12 protein-coding genes are annotated in these 15,282 nt (G+C 63.0%); 6 read left to right on the top strand and 6 right to left on the bottom strand.

Annotated features, from left to right (window positions below; genetic code table 11):
* Positions 1-573 carry a peptidoglycan binding protein CsiV gene (locus C4Q26_RS03550; RefSeq protein ID WP_023379583.1) on the bottom strand — a complete coding sequence of 191 codons (573 nt, stop codon included), beginning with the start codon at positions 571-573 and terminating at the stop codon, positions 1-3.
* 9 nt (positions 574-582) lie between these two features.
* Positions 583-4,032, bottom strand: a complete 3,450-nt coding sequence (mfd, locus tag C4Q26_RS03545; protein ID WP_104881991.1) for a transcription-repair coupling factor — start codon at positions 4,030-4,032, stop codon at positions 583-585.
* A gap of 167 nt (positions 4,033-4,199) precedes the next feature.
* Here mfd and C4Q26_RS03540 point away from each other — a divergent pair, with 167 nt between their 5' ends.
* From C4Q26_RS03540 to sthA, 3 genes are all read left to right on the top strand, one after another.
* Positions 4,200-5,663 carry a glyceraldehyde-3-phosphate dehydrogenase gene (locus C4Q26_RS03540; protein WP_041925454.1) on the top strand — a complete coding sequence of 488 codons (1,464 nt, stop codon included), beginning with the start codon at positions 4,200-4,202 and terminating at the stop codon, positions 5,661-5,663.
* A gap of 138 nt (positions 5,664-5,801) precedes the next feature.
* The gene (locus C4Q26_RS03535; RefSeq protein WP_104884024.1) at positions 5,802-6,800 is read left to right on the top strand and encodes an FAD:protein FMN transferase; all 999 of its coding nucleotides are present in this window, start codon (positions 5,802-5,804) and stop codon (positions 6,798-6,800) included.
* Positions 6,801-7,004: 204 nt separating this feature from the next.
* Positions 7,005-8,399: a Si-specific NAD(P)(+) transhydrogenase gene (gene sthA, locus C4Q26_RS03530; RefSeq protein ID WP_023379587.1), complete on the top strand. Its 1,395-nt coding sequence runs from the start codon at positions 7,005-7,007 to the stop codon at positions 8,397-8,399.
* Positions 8,400-8,447: 48 nt separating this feature from the next.
* On the opposite strand, the gene C4Q26_RS03525 is transcribed toward sthA, so the two are convergent.
* Together C4Q26_RS03525 and C4Q26_RS03520 are read right to left on the bottom strand one after the other, a co-directional pair.
* Positions 8,448-9,164 (bottom strand): glycerophosphodiester phosphodiesterase family protein, encoded by a 717-nt coding sequence (locus tag C4Q26_RS03525; protein ID WP_104882781.1) that lies wholly within the window; start codon positions 9,162-9,164, stop codon positions 8,448-8,450.
* Between the two features lie 32 nt (positions 9,165-9,196).
* Complete coding sequence (locus tag C4Q26_RS03520) at positions 9,197-9,781, bottom strand: PilZ domain-containing protein (protein WP_023379589.1); 585 nt, start codon at positions 9,779-9,781, stop codon at positions 9,197-9,199.
* A 93-nt stretch (positions 9,782-9,874) separates the two neighbouring features.
* Here C4Q26_RS03520 and C4Q26_RS03515 point away from each other — a divergent pair, with 93 nt between their 5' ends.
* Genes C4Q26_RS03515 through C4Q26_RS03505 form a run of 3 tightly spaced genes read left to right on the top strand, consistent with a single transcriptional unit; the run spans position 9,875 to position 13,117 of the window.
* Positions 9,875-11,125 (top strand): lipoprotein-releasing ABC transporter permease subunit, encoded by a 1,251-nt coding sequence (locus tag C4Q26_RS03515; RefSeq protein ID WP_023379590.1) that lies wholly within the window; start codon positions 9,875-9,877, stop codon positions 11,123-11,125.
* 7 nt (positions 11,126-11,132) lie between these two features.
* Positions 11,133-11,816 carry a lipoprotein-releasing ABC transporter ATP-binding protein LolD gene (lolD, locus tag C4Q26_RS03510; protein WP_177325244.1) on the top strand — a complete coding sequence of 228 codons (684 nt, stop codon included), beginning with the start codon at positions 11,133-11,135 and terminating at the stop codon, positions 11,814-11,816.
* A 59-nt stretch (positions 11,817-11,875) separates the two neighbouring features.
* Positions 11,876-13,117 (top strand): lipoprotein-releasing ABC transporter permease subunit, encoded by a 1,242-nt coding sequence (locus C4Q26_RS03505; RefSeq protein WP_104882780.1) that lies wholly within the window; start codon positions 11,876-11,878, stop codon positions 13,115-13,117.
* A gap of 62 nt (positions 13,118-13,179) precedes the next feature.
* Here the strand turns inward: C4Q26_RS03505 and C4Q26_RS03500 are convergent, their stop codons facing one another.
* Together C4Q26_RS03500 and C4Q26_RS03495 are read right to left on the bottom strand one after the other, a co-directional pair.
* Positions 13,180-14,529, bottom strand: coding sequence for a heavy metal sensor histidine kinase (locus tag C4Q26_RS03500; protein ID WP_177429824.1), 1,350 nt, complete (start codon positions 14,527-14,529; stop codon positions 13,180-13,182).
* On the bottom strand, positions 14,529-15,209 hold the full coding sequence (locus C4Q26_RS03495) for a heavy metal response regulator transcription factor (protein ID WP_023379594.1): 681 nt from the start codon (positions 15,207-15,209) through the stop codon (positions 14,529-14,531). The genes C4Q26_RS03500 and C4Q26_RS03495 overlap by 1 nt, the downstream gene beginning before the upstream one ends.
* Positions 15,210-15,282 lie beyond the last annotated feature (73 nt).

Raw genomic sequence — 15,282 nt, 5'->3', positions numbered from 1 at the left:
TCACTGCTCCATCATCTCCGGGTCCATGACCGGCATCTTCGGTGTGCCCGGAGGCGTGACCTTCAGCAGCACTGCCAGGTGGCCGCCATCGAGGAAGGTCAGTTGGCCGCCTTTCACATTGCTGTTGCTCTGCTTGAATTGTTCGCTCTGCAGCACGTTGCCGTTGCCATCGAGCTGGTTGACCCAGAAGTTGGCCTCGACAGTGATGAAGCGGCCTTCGGTGATGCTCAGGTTGCCTTCGATGGGGAAGTGGCCGAACTGCTCTTTGCCCGTGCCCAGCGCGATGCGGCTGGGCTCGCTGCCCACCTGCTGTTGCCACGCCTTGTGCAACAGCACGGTGTAGTTCGGGGTGGCTTCGAGCCGGGTCACCTCATCGTCCAGGGCGACCCGACGCTCGTCGTCCTTTTCCAGGCGCGGGGCGCCAGCGCTCCAGTCTTCCGGGGCGAACGGGCTGGTGAAGGCGGGCACGTTGTTCTGCCGCACCAGAATCATTTCCACCTGATACAGGCCTTCGGCGAAGGCGGCCGGCGCGAACAGCGTCAGCAGCAAGGTCAGGCAACGGATGGCACGCATGGATATTCCTTAAGCAGGCTGTGGTGTCAGGCGCTCGAACAGCGCCTCCAGGGTGTTGAAGCGTTCGTCGGGGCGTTCCATCGGAACCAGGAAGCGGAACTGGGTCGCGCCTTCGAACTTATAGCGTTTGGGCTGGCCTTGAATCAGCTTGATCAGGGTCAGTGGGTCGACAGGGGTCTCGGCCTCGAACTCGAGTTTGCCGCCGTTGGGGCCGGCATCGACTTTCTTGATGCCCAGCTTCTCGGCATGCAGCTTGAGCTGAGTCAGGCGCATGAGGTTCTTGGTCGGCTCCGGCAGCAGGCCGAAGCGGTCGATCATTTCCACTTGCAGGTCCTTCAGACCCTCCTCGTCAGCGGCCGAAGCGATGCGCTTGTAGAGGATCAGGCGGGCATGTACGTCGGGCAGGTAGTCTTCGGGTATCAACGCCGGCAGGCGCAGGTTGATCTCCGGACCACCGCCCAATGGCTGCTCCAGGTTCGGTTGGGTGCCCTTGCGAATGGCCTTGACCGCCCGTTCGAGCATTTCCATGTACAGGGTGAAGCCGACTGCCTGGATCTGACCGCTCTGACCTTCGCCCAGCAGTTCGCCGGCACCGCGAATTTCCAGGTCGTTGGTGGCCAGCACGAAGCCGGCGCCCAGGTCCTGGGTATTGGCAATGGCTTCCAGGCGCTTCTCGGCATCGGCGCTGATCTGCTGGCGTGGTGGCGTCAGCAGGTAGGCATAGGCTTGGTGGTGACTACGACCAACCCGGCCGCGCAACTGATGCAACTGGGCCAGGCCGAACTTGTCGGCGCGTTCGATGACGATGGTGTTGGCGCTGGGCACGTCGATGCCGGTCTCGATGATGGTCGAGGCGATCAGCACGTTGAAGCGCTTGTGGTAGAAGTCGCTCATCACCTGTTCGAGTTCGCGTTCGCGCATTTGCCCGTGGCCGATGCCGATCCGTGCCTCGGGCACCAGTTCGGCCAGGTCGGCGGCGCATTTCTCGATGGTTTTCACATCGTTGTGCAGGTAGTAGACCTGGCCGCCGCGCAGCAGCTCGCGCAGCAGTGCCTCCTTCACCGTGCTCTTGTTCTGCTCCATGACGAAGGTGCGCACCGACAACCGGCGGGCCGGCGGGGTGGCGATGATCGACAGGTCGCGCATGCCGGACACCGCCATGTTCAACGTGCGCGGAATTGGCGTGGCGGTCAGGGTGAGAATGTCCACCTCGCTACGCAGGGCCTTGAGCTGTTCTTTCTGGCGAACGCCGAAGCGGTGTTCTTCATCGATGATGGCCAGGCCTAGGTCCTTGAAGCGCACATCGTCCTGGAGCAGTTTGTGCGTGCCGATCAGGATGTCGATCTTGCCTTCGGCCAGATCAGCCGCCGCTGCCGCCACTTCCTTGGCCGACTTGAAGCGGCTCATGACCTCCACGGTTACCGGCCAGTCGGCGAAGCGGTCGCGGAAGCTGTTGTAGTGCTGCTGGGCGAGCAGGGTTGTGGGCACCAACACTGCCACCTGGCGACCACTGTGCACCGCGATGAAGGCTGCGCGCATGGCCACTTCGGTCTTGCCGAAGCCGACGTCGCCGCACACCAGGCGATCCATGGGCTTGGCGGCCAGCATGTCGGCGCGTACGGCTTCGATGGCGGCTTGCTGGTCGGGGGTTTCCTCGAACGGGAAGCCGGCGCTGAAGGTGGCGTAGTCGGCGGCCGGGTCGGCGAACGCATAGCCTTTGCGCGCGGCGCGGCGGGCATAGATGTCGAGCAGTTCGGCCGCCACGTCGCGCACCTGTTCGGCGGCTTTGCGCTTGGCTTTCTGCCAGGCTTCGGAGCCGAGTCGGTGCAACGGTGCCAGGGCATCATCGCTGCCGGTGTAACGGGCGATCAGGTGCAGGTTGGCCACCGGCACATAGAGCTTGGCGCCCTCGGCGTATTCCAGGGTCAGGAATTCGGCGGCCTGGCCGTCGATTTCCAGGGTTGCCAGGCCCAGGTAGCGACCCACGCCGTGGTCGATATGCACCACTGGCGCACCTTCGCGCAGCTCGGTGAGGTTCTTGATGACTGCATCGTTGGCCGCCTCGCCGCGTTTCTCGCGACGCCGGCGCTGCATGACGCGCTGGCCGAACAGCGGGCTCTCGGCAATCAGCGCCACGGCAGGGTCGTCCAGCAGCAGGCCGTCATCGAGCGGGGCGATGGTGATCGCCAGGCGCTCGCTGCCGGTGATGAATTCGGCCCAGCTTTCGACCGTCTCCGGGCGCAGCTTCAGGCGCTCAAGCAGTTCCAGCAGGACTTCACGGCGGCCTGCCGATTCAGCGGTGAACAGGACCCGGCCAGGGAACTGGTCCAGGAAGTTGGCCAGTTCGGCCAGCGGTTGGTTGGCCTTGGCTTCGATGGCTAGGTTGGGCAAGGCGCGGGCGGGGAAACGCTCACGGCCGGCGCCTGGTTCTACATCGTCGGTACTTGCCACGACGCGCGGCCACTGCTTGAGGCGGGCGAAGCAGTCCTCGACCGGCAGGAACAGTTCGGCTGGCGGCAGCAGCGGGCGGGTCAGGTCGCCACGGCGTTCTTCATAACGGCCGCGGACATCGTTCCAGAAGTGTTCGGCGGCCTGCTCGACACCCGGCAGCGAGAACACTTGAGTGTCGTCCGGCAGGTAGTCGAAAAGGGTGGAGGTTTCTTCGAAGAACAGCGGCAGGTAATACTCGATACCCGCGGGGATGATGCCGCTGGTGAGGTCCTGGAAGATCGCGCTGCGGCGAAAATCGACGTCGAAACGCTCGCGGAAGCGGGCCTTGAAACGGGTCACTTCGTCCTTTTGCATCGGGAACTCGCGGGCCGGCAGCAGGCGAATCGAGTCCACCTTGTCGATCGAGCGCTGGGTTTCCGGGTCGAAGGTGCGCAGGGTTTCGATTTCATCGTCGAACAGGTCGATGCGATAGGGCAGTTTGCTGCCCATCGGGAACAGGTCGATCAAGGCACCCCGCACGGCGAACTCGCCGTGCTCGTAGACGGTGTCGACGCAGCGGTAGCCGGTGGCTTCCAGGCGCGTGCGCATCTGCTCGACATCCACTTTCTGGCCGATGTCCAGCACCAGGCTGCTGCCCAGCAGGAAGCGGGTCGGCGCCAGGCGGTGCAGGGCCGTGGTGATCGGCACCACGAGAATGCCGTGGTCCAGTTCAGGCAACTGGTAGAGGCTGGCGATACGCTGGGAAATGATGTCCTGGTGCGGCGAGAACAGGTCGTACGGCAGGGTTTCCCAGTCAGGGAAAGGCAGCACTGGCAAGTCCGGCGCGAAGAAACGCAGCTCTTGCTCCAGACGGTCGGCGGCCTGGCTGTCGGCCGTCAGCAAAAGGGTGAAGCGACCAGCGTTGCTGGCGGCTTCGGCAATGGCAAGGCTGAGGGCGGCACCGGGCAAGTTGCCCCAGGTTTGTTTGCCGGCCGTGGCCGACATTTGCGGTAGGCGCAGAACTGACACGGGAGATTGCACTCCAAGCGTTGCGGCAAAGAGATCAATTGTACCGGTGCCGGTGCGTGCTGTCAGGCTCGAAAGGCCGTGAACACTCGCTCTGGCGTCGGCGACAGGCGCTCATTGCCCGATACGCGTTGGGGCGTCATAATGTAGCCCCTTTTTTCTGTCCCTACATGTGGAAGGTTCCCGTGACTCAGAAGCCCGACCAGTGTCTTGGTGAGTGGATCGATCGTGAAGCTCTTGCTGAAGCGATGATCCCGCTTATCGGTCAGCTCTACCGCAACAACAACGTGGTGAGCTCGATCTATGGCCGTAGCCTGATCAACCGTTCGGTTATCTCGATCCTCAAAGCCCACCGCTTTGCGCGTCACCGTCAAACCGACGAGACCGAACTGTCCGTCCACGAGACATTCCCCCTGCTCAAGGCCATGAGCGAGCTGAAACTGGGCGCCGCTTCGGTCGACCTGGGCAAGCTGGCCAACAAGTTCAAGCAGGAAGGCAACGGCCGCAGCGCCGAGCAGTTCGTGCGTGAAGAGCTGGCTGAAGTGGTTGGCCAGCAGAACGCTTCGGCGCGTAAGGGCACCGACGTCGTGCTGTACGGCTTCGGCCGCATCGGCCGCCTGCTGGCGCGCATCCTGATCGAGAAAACCGGTGGTGGCGACGGCCTGCGCCTGCGCGCCATCGTCGTGCGCAAAGGCGCCGAGAACGATCTGGTCAAGCGTGCCAGCCTGTTGCGTCGTGACTCGGTGCACGGCCCGTTCGATGGCACCATCACCATCGATGAAGCCAACAACACCATCACTGCCAACGGCAACCTGATCCAGGTGATCTACTCCAACGATCCGGCCTCGATCGACTACACCCAGTACGGTATCGAAAACGCCCTGCTGGTCGACAACACCGGTAAATGGCGTGACGCCGAAGGCCTGGGCCAGCACCTGCAGTGCAAAGGCATCGAGCGCGTGATCCTCACCGCACCTGGCAAGGGCGCGCTGAAGAACATCGTTCACGGCATCAACCATGGCGACATCGCCGCCGATGACAAGATCATCTCGGCTGCCTCCTGCACCACCAACGCCATCGTGCCGGTGCTCAAGGCTGTCAACGACCAGTACGGTATCGTCAACGGTCACGTCGAAACCGTTCACTCGTTCACCAACGACCAGAACCTGATCGACAACTTCCACAAGGGCAGCCGTCGTGGCCGCGCCGCGCCGCTGAACATGGTCATCACCGAGACCGGTGCCGCCACTGCCGCCGCCAAGGCCCTGCCAGTGCTCAAGGGCAAGCTGACCGGCAACGCCATTCGCGTGCCGACGCCGAACGTCTCGATGGCCATCCTGAACCTGAACCTGGAAAAGGCCACCAGCCGCGACGAAATCAACGAGTACCTGCGCCAGACCGCCATGCACTCGGAACTGCACAAGCAGATCGACTACGTCAGCTCCCAGGAAGTGGTTTCGACCGACTTCGTGGGTTCGCGCCACGCCGGTGTGGTCGATGCCGAAGCCACCATTTGCAACGACAACCGTGTTGTCCTGTACGTCTGGTACGACAACGAGTTCGGTTACAGCTGCCAGGTGGTTCGCGTGATGGAAGAGATGGCCGGTGTGAACCCGCCAGCGTTTCCGCGCTGATCCGCTTGTAAGGCAATGAAAAAACGGGAACCTTCGGGTTCCCGTTTTTTTTGGCCTGCATTTATTGTGTTTGTACCGGTCTTATTGTCAGTCAGCTGGCTGACGATAAGGTCGGTGCAGGCAATCGAGAACCCAACCTTGCGTACAGCCCTTTTGTTCATCCTGATGCTCCTCACCGCCTGCGACCAGGGGCCGACCCTGGAGCGCCTGAGCGGCCCGACCATGGGCAGCAGCTACAGCATCCAGTACGTTCGCGAACCCGGCGGCCCGGCGCCTGCGCAGGTGCAGGCAGCGGTCGAGACCCTTTTGCAGGGCGTCGACCAGCACTACTCGACCTACCGGGGCGACTCCACCGTCAGCCGCTTCAACCAGCTCCCGGCCAACCAGTGCTTGGCACTGCCGCCTGACATGCTGGAGTTGGTCGCCCTCGGTCAGCGCCTCGCCGAACAGAGCGCGGGAGCCTTCGACCTTACGGTCGAGCCGCTGCTCGACCTCTGGGGCTTCGGCCCGCAGGCCCGGGCCGAGCAGGTGCCGGACCCGCAGGCTCTGGCCCAGGCTCGCCAGCGTGTGGGTTATCGCCACCTGCACATCGATGGCCAGGCCCTGTGCAAGGATGCCCCGGTGCAAGTGGACTTCAACAGCATCGCCGCTGGCCATGCAGTCGACCTGATCGCCGAGCGCCTGCGCGCCATGGGTATCGGCAACTTCATCGCCGAGGCCACCGGGGAGCTCAAGGCGGTGGGCCACAAGCCCGATGGCAGTGCCTGGCGCATCGCCCTCGAACTGCCCCGTGAAGATCGCCAGATTGCCCGCCAGATCATTCCCGTCAACGGCCTTGCCGTGTCGACCTCGGGTGACTATCGCCACTATTTCGAGCAGAATGGCCGCCGCTATTCGCACACCTTCGATGCGCGTCTCGGGCGCCCGGTCGATCACAGTCTCGCGGCAGTCACCGTGCTCGATGCCTCGGCCCTGCAAGCGGACGGTTATTCGACCCTGCTGTTGATTCTTGGGCCTGAGCGCGGTTGGGACTTCGCCGTGGCTCATGAGTTGGCGGCGGTATTGGTGACTCGGGTAGAGGGTGGCTTCGTCTCCCGAGCTACGCCTGCGTTCGAACGGGCGGTGAAAGGCGAGTGAAAGCACAAGGACGGATGATCGGCGCCACGGAGTCGGTGAACGACATGTAGTGCAGGCAAAAATAGCCTACGACGCGACCAAGGGTTAATGTTCGCGGCGTTCACGCTTGATTAGACTGCACCCGAATTTTTTCATGGCGCCTCGGCGGCATGATCGAGCCCCGCGAGCCACCGTGACCCGCGGGCCAGTTCTGAAGGAGTACGCATGGCTGTCTACAACTACGACGTAGTGGTGCTGGGTTCCGGCCCGGCCGGAGAAGGCGCGGCAATGAATGCCGCCAAAGCAGGGCGCAAGGTGGCAATGGTCGACAGCCGTCGTCAGGTCGGCGGCAACTGCACCCACCTGGGCACCATCCCGTCCAAGGCACTGCGTCACTCGGTGCGGCAGATCATGCAGTTCAACACCAATCCGATGTTCCGCGCCATCGGTGAGCCACGTTGGTTCTCCTTCCCGGACGTGCTCAAGAGCGCCGAGAAAGTGATTTCCAAGCAGGTCGCGTCGCGTACCGGCTACTACGCCCGCAACCGTGTCGATGTCTTCGTCGGCACCGGCAGCTTCGCCGACGAGCAGACCGTCGAGGTGGTTTGCCCCAACGGCGTAGTCGAGAAACTGGTGGCCAAGCACATCATCATCGCCACCGGCTCGCGCCCGTACCGCCCAGCCGACATCGACTTCCACCACCCACGCGTCTACGACAGCGACACCATCCTCAGCCTGAGCCACACCCCACGCAAGCTGATCGTCTACGGTGCCGGTGTCATCGGTTGCGAATACGCCTCGATCTTCAGCGGTCTTGGCGTACTGGTTGAGCTGGTCGACAACCGTGGCCAGCTACTGAGCTTCCTGGACTCGGAAATTTCCCAGGCGCTGAGCTATCACTTCAGCAACAACAACATCACCGTGCGCCACAATGAGGAGTACGAGCGGGTCGAGGGCCTGGACAACGGTGTGATCCTGCACCTGAAGTCGGGCAAGAAGATCAAGGCCGACGCCTTGCTATGGTGTAACGGCCGTACCGGCAACACCGACAAGCTGGGCCTGGAAAACATTGGCATCAAGGTCAACAGCCGTGGCCAGATCGAGGTCGACGAGGCCTACCGCACCAGCGTACCTAACATCTACGGTGCCGGTGACGTGATCGGCTGGCCGAGCCTGGCCAGTGCCGCCCACGACCAGGGCCGTTCGGCGGCCGGCAGCATCGTCGACAACGGCAGCTGGCGCTTCGTCGATGACGTGCCGACCGGTATCTACACCATTCCGGAGATCAGCTCGATCGGCAAGAACGAGCAGGAACTGACCCAGGCCAAGGTGCCGTACGAAGTGGGCAAGGCCTTCTTCAAGAGCATGGCCCGTGCGCAGATCGCCGGTGAGCCGCAGGGCATGTTGAAGATCCTGTTCCACCGTGAAACCCTGGAGATCCTGGGTGTGCACTGCTTCGGCTACCAGGCTTCGGAGATCGTTCACATCGGTCAGGCGATCATGAACCAGCCAGGTGAGCAGAACAATCTGAAGTACTTCGTCAACACCACGTTCAACTACCCGACCATGGCCGAAGCCTATCGGGTAGCTGCCTACGACGGCCTGAACCGGCTTTTTTGAGCGGCTCCGGCCGGTGGCCTGAGCCGGTCGGGGAGACCGATTTCAGCCCTACCCGAGGGTGGTCTTGGCCAAACCGGGAAAGTCTGTAATCAGGCTGTCCACGCCAAAATCAGCGAGCCGGCGCATCAGTGCCGGCTCGTTGACCGTCCACACCGATACGTGCAAGCCCTGGTTCTGCGCTTTGATCAGACGCTCAGGGGTGCACAGCGTCCAGTTGAGCGCCAGCATTTCGCAGCCGTAGTTCTGCGCGACCTTCAGCGGGTCGAGCCAGGCGTACTCGGCGACCAGGCCGCGCTTCACGTCCGGGACCAGTTCCTGTGCGGCGCCCAGTACTTCGCGTGAACTCGAGGTGATGGTTACCTTGTCCAGCATGCCGTATTGCTGGGCCAGCTCGCGAATGACCAGCACGGTGGTGGCGGCGCGGGTGCGCGATGCGCTTTTCACTTCCAGTTGCCAGTGCTCGAAGGCGCATTTCTCGAACAGCTCTTCCAGGCGCGGGATAGGGCAGGGCTGCACATGGCCAGGGCCACCTTTACGGGCATCGTAGGTAACCAGTTCGTCAGCGGTGTGTTCCACCACTTTGCCCCGTCGTCCGGTCGTGCGCTTGAGGGTGGGGTCGTGGATGACCATCAACTCGTTGTCGGCGGACAGGTGCAGGTCCAGTTCGCAGCGGGTGACGCCGTGGGACAGGCACTGGCGGAAGCTGGTCAGGGTGTTCTCGGGTGCTTCGCCCTTGGCGCCGCGGTGGCCATAGATCAGGGTCACGTTCGTTCCTTCAGTTCAAAAGAGTGTCAGGCTCAGGAGGAGGGTGGGTTCTGTTCCAGCTGCTGGCGCCGTTGCTGCTGCTGGCGCTGCAGGATGTAGCGGGCCAGCAACTGGCGCTGGGCGTCGGTCATGTCGGTGAATTCGGTGCCAACCTCGTAGGTGCCGTCCGGTCGAGGATCGCAATGGGTCACCCGGCCTCGCAGCAACAGGCCATGGGCGCGGGGCATGAGCACCATCTTTACCTTCACTCGCGTGCCAGGGGCGATGTGCTTGGCCTGGGCGAATTCGATGCCCCCTTCGGAGATGACCACTGCCTGAGGCTTGCCGATTTCACCGATCAGGGTCTGCGCAACCACGGCGCTGAGCAGGTCCAGGCGTTTGTTCTGGGCGCGCAGGAAGGCGGCCAGGGTGCGGTCCTTCTCGCTCAGCTGGCGCAGCAGGTGCTGGGACTCGAAGTCGGACAGGTGCAGTTCGCTGAGCAGGTTGAACAGCGGGGACTCATCTTGCAACAGTTCTGTCTCAAGGGCTTCGGCCGCGCTCAAGGGACTGATTTCCAGTGCGATCCGGTCTTCGATGCGGTAGTATTCGCGGCGATCTTCTTCGTCTAATGTCGTCATGGCGAACCCATGGTAGCGGCGGTGGTCCGAGTGTAAAGCCGCCGTAGGCGCCTCGCCACAAGGACGTTCCCTTTCATCCGAACAAGCCCCGACATGTTCAGACCTCTTTTCGCATTCATCGGTACGCGTTACACCCGTGCCAAGCGCCGCAATCACTTCGTCTCGTTCATTTCCCTGACCTCGATGATCGGCCTCGCCCTGGGCGTGGTGGTCATGATCGTGGTGCTTTCGGTCATGAACGGCTTCGACCACGAGATGCGTACCCGCGTGCTGGGCATGATTCCCCACGCCACGCTCGAAAGCGGCCAGCCCGTCAACGACTGGCCAGCCCTTGCCAAACAAGTAAAGCAGAATCCGCAGGTGGTGGCAGTTGCGCCCTACACCCAGATGCAGGGCCTGCTGACTCACGATGGCAAGGTGCAGAAGGTTTTGCTCAATGGCATAGACCCTGCGCGCGAGCGTGAGGTGTCGATCATCGACAACTTCATCCTGCAAGGGCGCCTGGAGCAACTGGCGCCGGGCGAGTGGGGCATCATGATCGGCGACAAGGCTGCGGCAAAGCTGGGGGTGGCCATCGGCGACAAACTCACCTTCGTCGCCCCCGAAGTCAGCGTCACGCCGGCCGGCATGTTCCCGCGCATGAAGCGCTTCACCGTGGTCGGCACCTTCCACGTCGGCGCCGGCGAGATCGATGGCTACCTGGGCCTGACCAATATCGCCGACCTGTCGCGCCTGCACCGCTGGAAGGCCGACCAGGTGCAGGGCCTGCGCCTCAAGTTCGACGACCTGTTCCAGGCCCCGCGCGTGGCCTGGGAGATCGCCCAGCGCCTGGGTGACCAGGAGTTCTACAGCCGTGACTGGACCCGCACCCACGGCAACCTGTACCAGGCCATTCGCATGGAAAAAGCCATGATCGGCCTGCTGTTGCTGCTGATCGTGGCCGTGGCGGCATTCAACATCATTTCGACCCTGGTGATGGTGGTCAATGACAAGCGCGGCGATATCGCCATCCTGCGTACCCTCGGTGCCACGCCGGGGCAGATCATGGCCATCTTCATGGTCCAGGGCACGGTGATCGGGGTGATCGGCACCTTGATCGGCGCCGTGGTCGGGATTATCGCCGCGCTCAATGTCAGCGCGGTGATCGCCGGCATCGAGAAGCTGATCGGGCACAAGTTCCTCAACGCCGATGTGTATTTCATCGATTACCTGCCGTCGCAGATCCAGGCCAATGACGTGTACATGGTCTGCGGTGCGGCGCTGGTCCTGAGTTTCTTCGCCACCCTGTACCCGGCCTGGCGTGCGGCCCGCACCCAGCCTGCAGAGGCGCTACGTTATGAGTGAGTCGCGCATGAGTGATAAAGCCGTTCTGAGTTGCCGCAACCTGGGCAAGTCCTACGAGGAGGGCCCGGAGTCGGTGCAGGTGTTGTCCGGGTTGAACCTCGAACTGCATGCCGGTGAGCGAGTGGCCATCGTCGGCAGTTCCGGCTCGGGCAAGAGTACCTTGCTCAACCTGCTGGGCGGGCTCGACCGGCCCACCCAAGGCAGTGTCTGGCTGGCCGGCGAAGAACTGTCGGCGCTGGGCGAGCGTGCCCGTGGCCTGCTGCGTAACCGTGAACTGGGCTTCGTCTACCAGTTCCACCACCTGTTGCCCGAGTTCACCGCCATGGAGAACGTGTGCATGCCGCTGCTGATCGGCCGCACGCCCATACCCGAGGCCCGCGAGCGCGCCGAGGCTTTGCTCAAGCGCGTTGGCCTGAGCCATCGTCTGCATCACAAGCCGGCCGAGCTGTCCGGCGGCGAGCGTCAGCGCGTGGCGATCGCCCGAGCCCTGGTCAATCGCCCAGGCCTGGTGATGCTCGACGAGCCGACCGGCAACCTCGATCACCACACCGCCCAGGGCATCCAGGAGCTGATGCAGGAATTGTCCAGTGCATCCAAGACGGCGTTCCTGGTAGTGACCCACGACCTCAATCTGGCGCGTCAGATGGACCGCGTGCTGAAGCTCGACGATGGCCACCTGGTAGCGATCTGATCAGCGTGCCTGGGGCGGCCTGAGCCGCCCCGCAACTTATTCATTGGGTGTTTTCGTACATGTTCAGACCCTTGCCCTTGTTCATCGGTGCTCGCTACACCCGTGCCAAGCGCCGCAACCATTTCATCTCGTTCATCTCCATGACCTCGATGATCGGCCTGTCCCTGGGCGTGCTGGCGATGATCGTGGTGTTGTCGGTGATGAATGGCTTTCAGCGCGAGATGAGCTCGCGCATTCTCGGTTTGGTACCCCATGCGGCGATCCTTGGCGTGCAGCCGCTGGACGACTGGCGCAAGGCGGCCGATGCCGCGCTGAGCAATCCTGCGGTGATGGCCGCTGCGCCTATCACGGAAATGGAAGGCATGCTGTCGTACAAGGGCGCCATGCAGCCGATTCAGGTCAGCGGTATCGACCCCGCCGAGGAGGGCAAGGTGTCCATCGTCGGCCAGCACATCGTCCAGGGGCGTTTGCAGGACCTTGAGCCAGGAGAATACGGGGTGGTGATCGGTGAGCTGACCGCGCGTCGCTTCCGTCTCAATACCGGCGACAAGCTGACCCTGATCGTCCCGGAAATCAGCAAGGAACCGGGCGGTATCACCCCGCGCATGCAGCGGTTGACCGTGGTCGGTATCTTCAAGGTCGGTGCCGAGCTCGATGGCTCGCAGGCCTACATGCATGTCGCCGATGCCGGCGAAATGCAGCACTGGGCCGCGGGTCAGGTCCAAGGGGTGCGCCTCAAGCTGCATGACCTGTATGCCGCGCCCCAGGTGTCCAAGGCCATCGCCACCAGCCTGGGCGATGCCTACCGCGCCGACGACTGGTCGCACACCCAGGGCAGCCTGTTCAGCGCCATGAAGATGGAAAAGACCATGATCGGCCTGTTGTTGCTGATGATCATCGCAGTGGCTGCGTTCAACATCATCGCCACACTGGTGATGGTGGTGAACGACAAGGGGCCGGACATCGCCATTCTGCGCACCCTGGGCGCCACGCCCGCGCAGATCATGGGCACCTTCATGGTTCAGGGCAGCCTGATCGGTATCGTCGGAACGCTGATCGGCGGTGTGCTCGGGGTGATTGCCGCAATCAACGTCAGTCAGATTGTCGGTTGGTTGGAGCGGGTCAGCGGGCAGCACATCTTCACCTCGGATGTGTACTTCGTCAGCAGCCTACCGTCCGAGTTGCAGTGGGGGGATGTGGCGATCATCTGCACGGCGGGGTTGGTGATGAGTTTCCTGGCGACCATCTACCCAGCGTATCGGGCGTCGCAGGTGCAGCCGGCTATTGGGCTCGCTGTCTGAAATCGGGTTGGTGCTAGGGGGCGTTTTGCGCCCCTTTCGTTACGCAAGGCCGCTCCCGGGATTCACTGCCGGGCGCTGAATTCGATCACGAACCGCGTCCACCCATCCGTACACTCCGCCCGAATGGTCCCGCCATGGGCCTGTACGATCGACCGGGTAATCGCCAATCCCAGCCCGGCATGTTCGTTATTGCCTTCCCGCCGTGCCGGGTCCGCGCGGTAGAACCGATCGAACAGCCGAGGCAACACCGCCGCCTCTATCGGCGTTCCCGTGTTGGCGACGCAAAGGCGTAGCCCTGGCTCCAACGTCACTTGTATCTGCCCACCGGTGGGTGTGAAGCGCAGGGCATTGTCCAGCAGGTTGGACAGCGCCCGCCGCAACATATGGCGGTCGCCCTGTAGCATCGCTTCACCGTCGCGCTGCATCCGCACCTCGACGTCCTCGGCCAGCGGTGCGTAATACTCCAGCAGGGCATCCACTTCGTCATGCAAGGCCAGCGGCGTAAGGCCGGGTACCAACAAGCCATGGTCGGCTTTGGCCAGGAACAGCATGTCGTTGACCATCTGCGCCATCCGCTGCAGCTCTTCCAGGTTGCCATGTAGCGCCTCACGGTAGTCTTCTAGGCTGCGCGGGCGGGTGAGGGTGACCTGGGTGTGGGTCAGCAGGTTGGACAGCGGTGTACGCAGTTCGTGGGCGATATCGGCGGAAAACGCCGACAGCCGCTGAAAGGCGTCGTCCAGGCGCTGCAACATGGCGTTCACGGTGCAGGCCAGCTCTGCCAACTCATCTGGCATCTGCTCGGCGGGCAAACGGGTAGTCAGCGAGCGTGCCGACACACTGGCTGCGACCTGGCCCATTTGGCGCAAGGGCCGCAGTCCACGGCGAGCAGCCCAGGCGCCGAGCAGCGCGGTGGCCAGCGCCGAAAGACCGACAGTGAGCCATATCAGGCGCTGCATGCCTTGTAGAAAATGCTGGTGGTGGGTGATATCGAGGAACAGCGTCAGGCGCGCAGCGTGCCGGTCGCCTGCGCTCAAGGGGGCTGTGAGGCTGCGGTAATCCATGCCGTTGGCATGCAAGGTGGCCAACCCGGAAGGCAAGGGTGTTTCGGGCAACGCCGACTGGCTGTCGAACCACAGCGTACCATCCTGGCCCTCTACGCGTAGGGCGAGGTCCGACTGGTGGCTGAGTTCGTTGCGCAAAGCAGGCTCGCGTGCGCGCAGATCGCGAGCGTCGTTCACGCCGGCCAGTTGGGTGCGAAACAGCGACAGGCGCGACTCCAGCAACTGCTGGTCCAGTTCGATGAAGTGCTGCCGGCTGGCGTGGCTGAACAGCAAGCCTGCGCCCAGGGAAACCGCTGCGGTACAGGCGGCGAAAAGGAGTGCCAGGCGGCTGCTCAGTGAAACCGGGCGCATCAGTCGTGGCGCTCTTCGAGTACATAGCCCATGCCGCGCACGGTATGGATCAACTTATTGCCATGCGGGTCGTCGATCTTCAGGCGCAGGCGGCGGATCGCGACTTCGATGATGTTGGTATCGCTGTCGAAATTCATGTCCCAGACTTGCGAGGCGATCAATGACTTGGGCAGCACCTCGCCCTGTCGGCGCAGCAGCAATTCCAGTAGCGCAAACTCCTTGGCGGTCAAGTCGATGCGCTGGCCGGCGCGTTCTGCACGGCGGCGGATCAGGTCCAGGCGCAGGTCGGCCAGGCTCAGTGAGGTGTCCTGGGCGGGGTTGGCGCCCCGGCGAAGCAAGGTGCGCACTCGGGCCAGCAGCTCGGAGAAGGCGAAGGGCTTGACCAGGTAATCGTCGGCGCCCAGCTCCAGGCCGTGGACCCGATCCTCGATGGCGTCGCGTGCGGTGAGGAACAGCACCGGTGTGTCCAGGCCGGCTTGGCGTACGGCCTGCAGAATTTGCCAGCCATCGCGTCCTGGCAGCATCACATCGAGAATCAGCAGGTCATGGTCGCCAGTCAGCGCCATGTGCTGACCGGTGTCGCCATCGGCGGCCAGTTCGGTGGCGAAGCCTGCTTCGCTGAGGCCCTGGCACAGGTACTGACCGGTGCGGGCCTGGTCTTCGACGATCAGCAGTTTCATGCATTGTCCGTGTTGGCTGAAGGGGGCCTGTAAATGATACGTGACGATGTGTCCGCTCGGCCAAGCTGACGAA

It is taken from the genome of Pseudomonas sp. SWI44 (assembly GCF_002947915.1).
In the GTDB taxonomy this organism is placed as follows: domain Bacteria; phylum Pseudomonadota; class Gammaproteobacteria; order Pseudomonadales; family Pseudomonadaceae; genus Aquipseudomonas; species Aquipseudomonas taiwanensis.
This window is presented reverse-complemented; position numbering and strand designations above follow the sequence as displayed.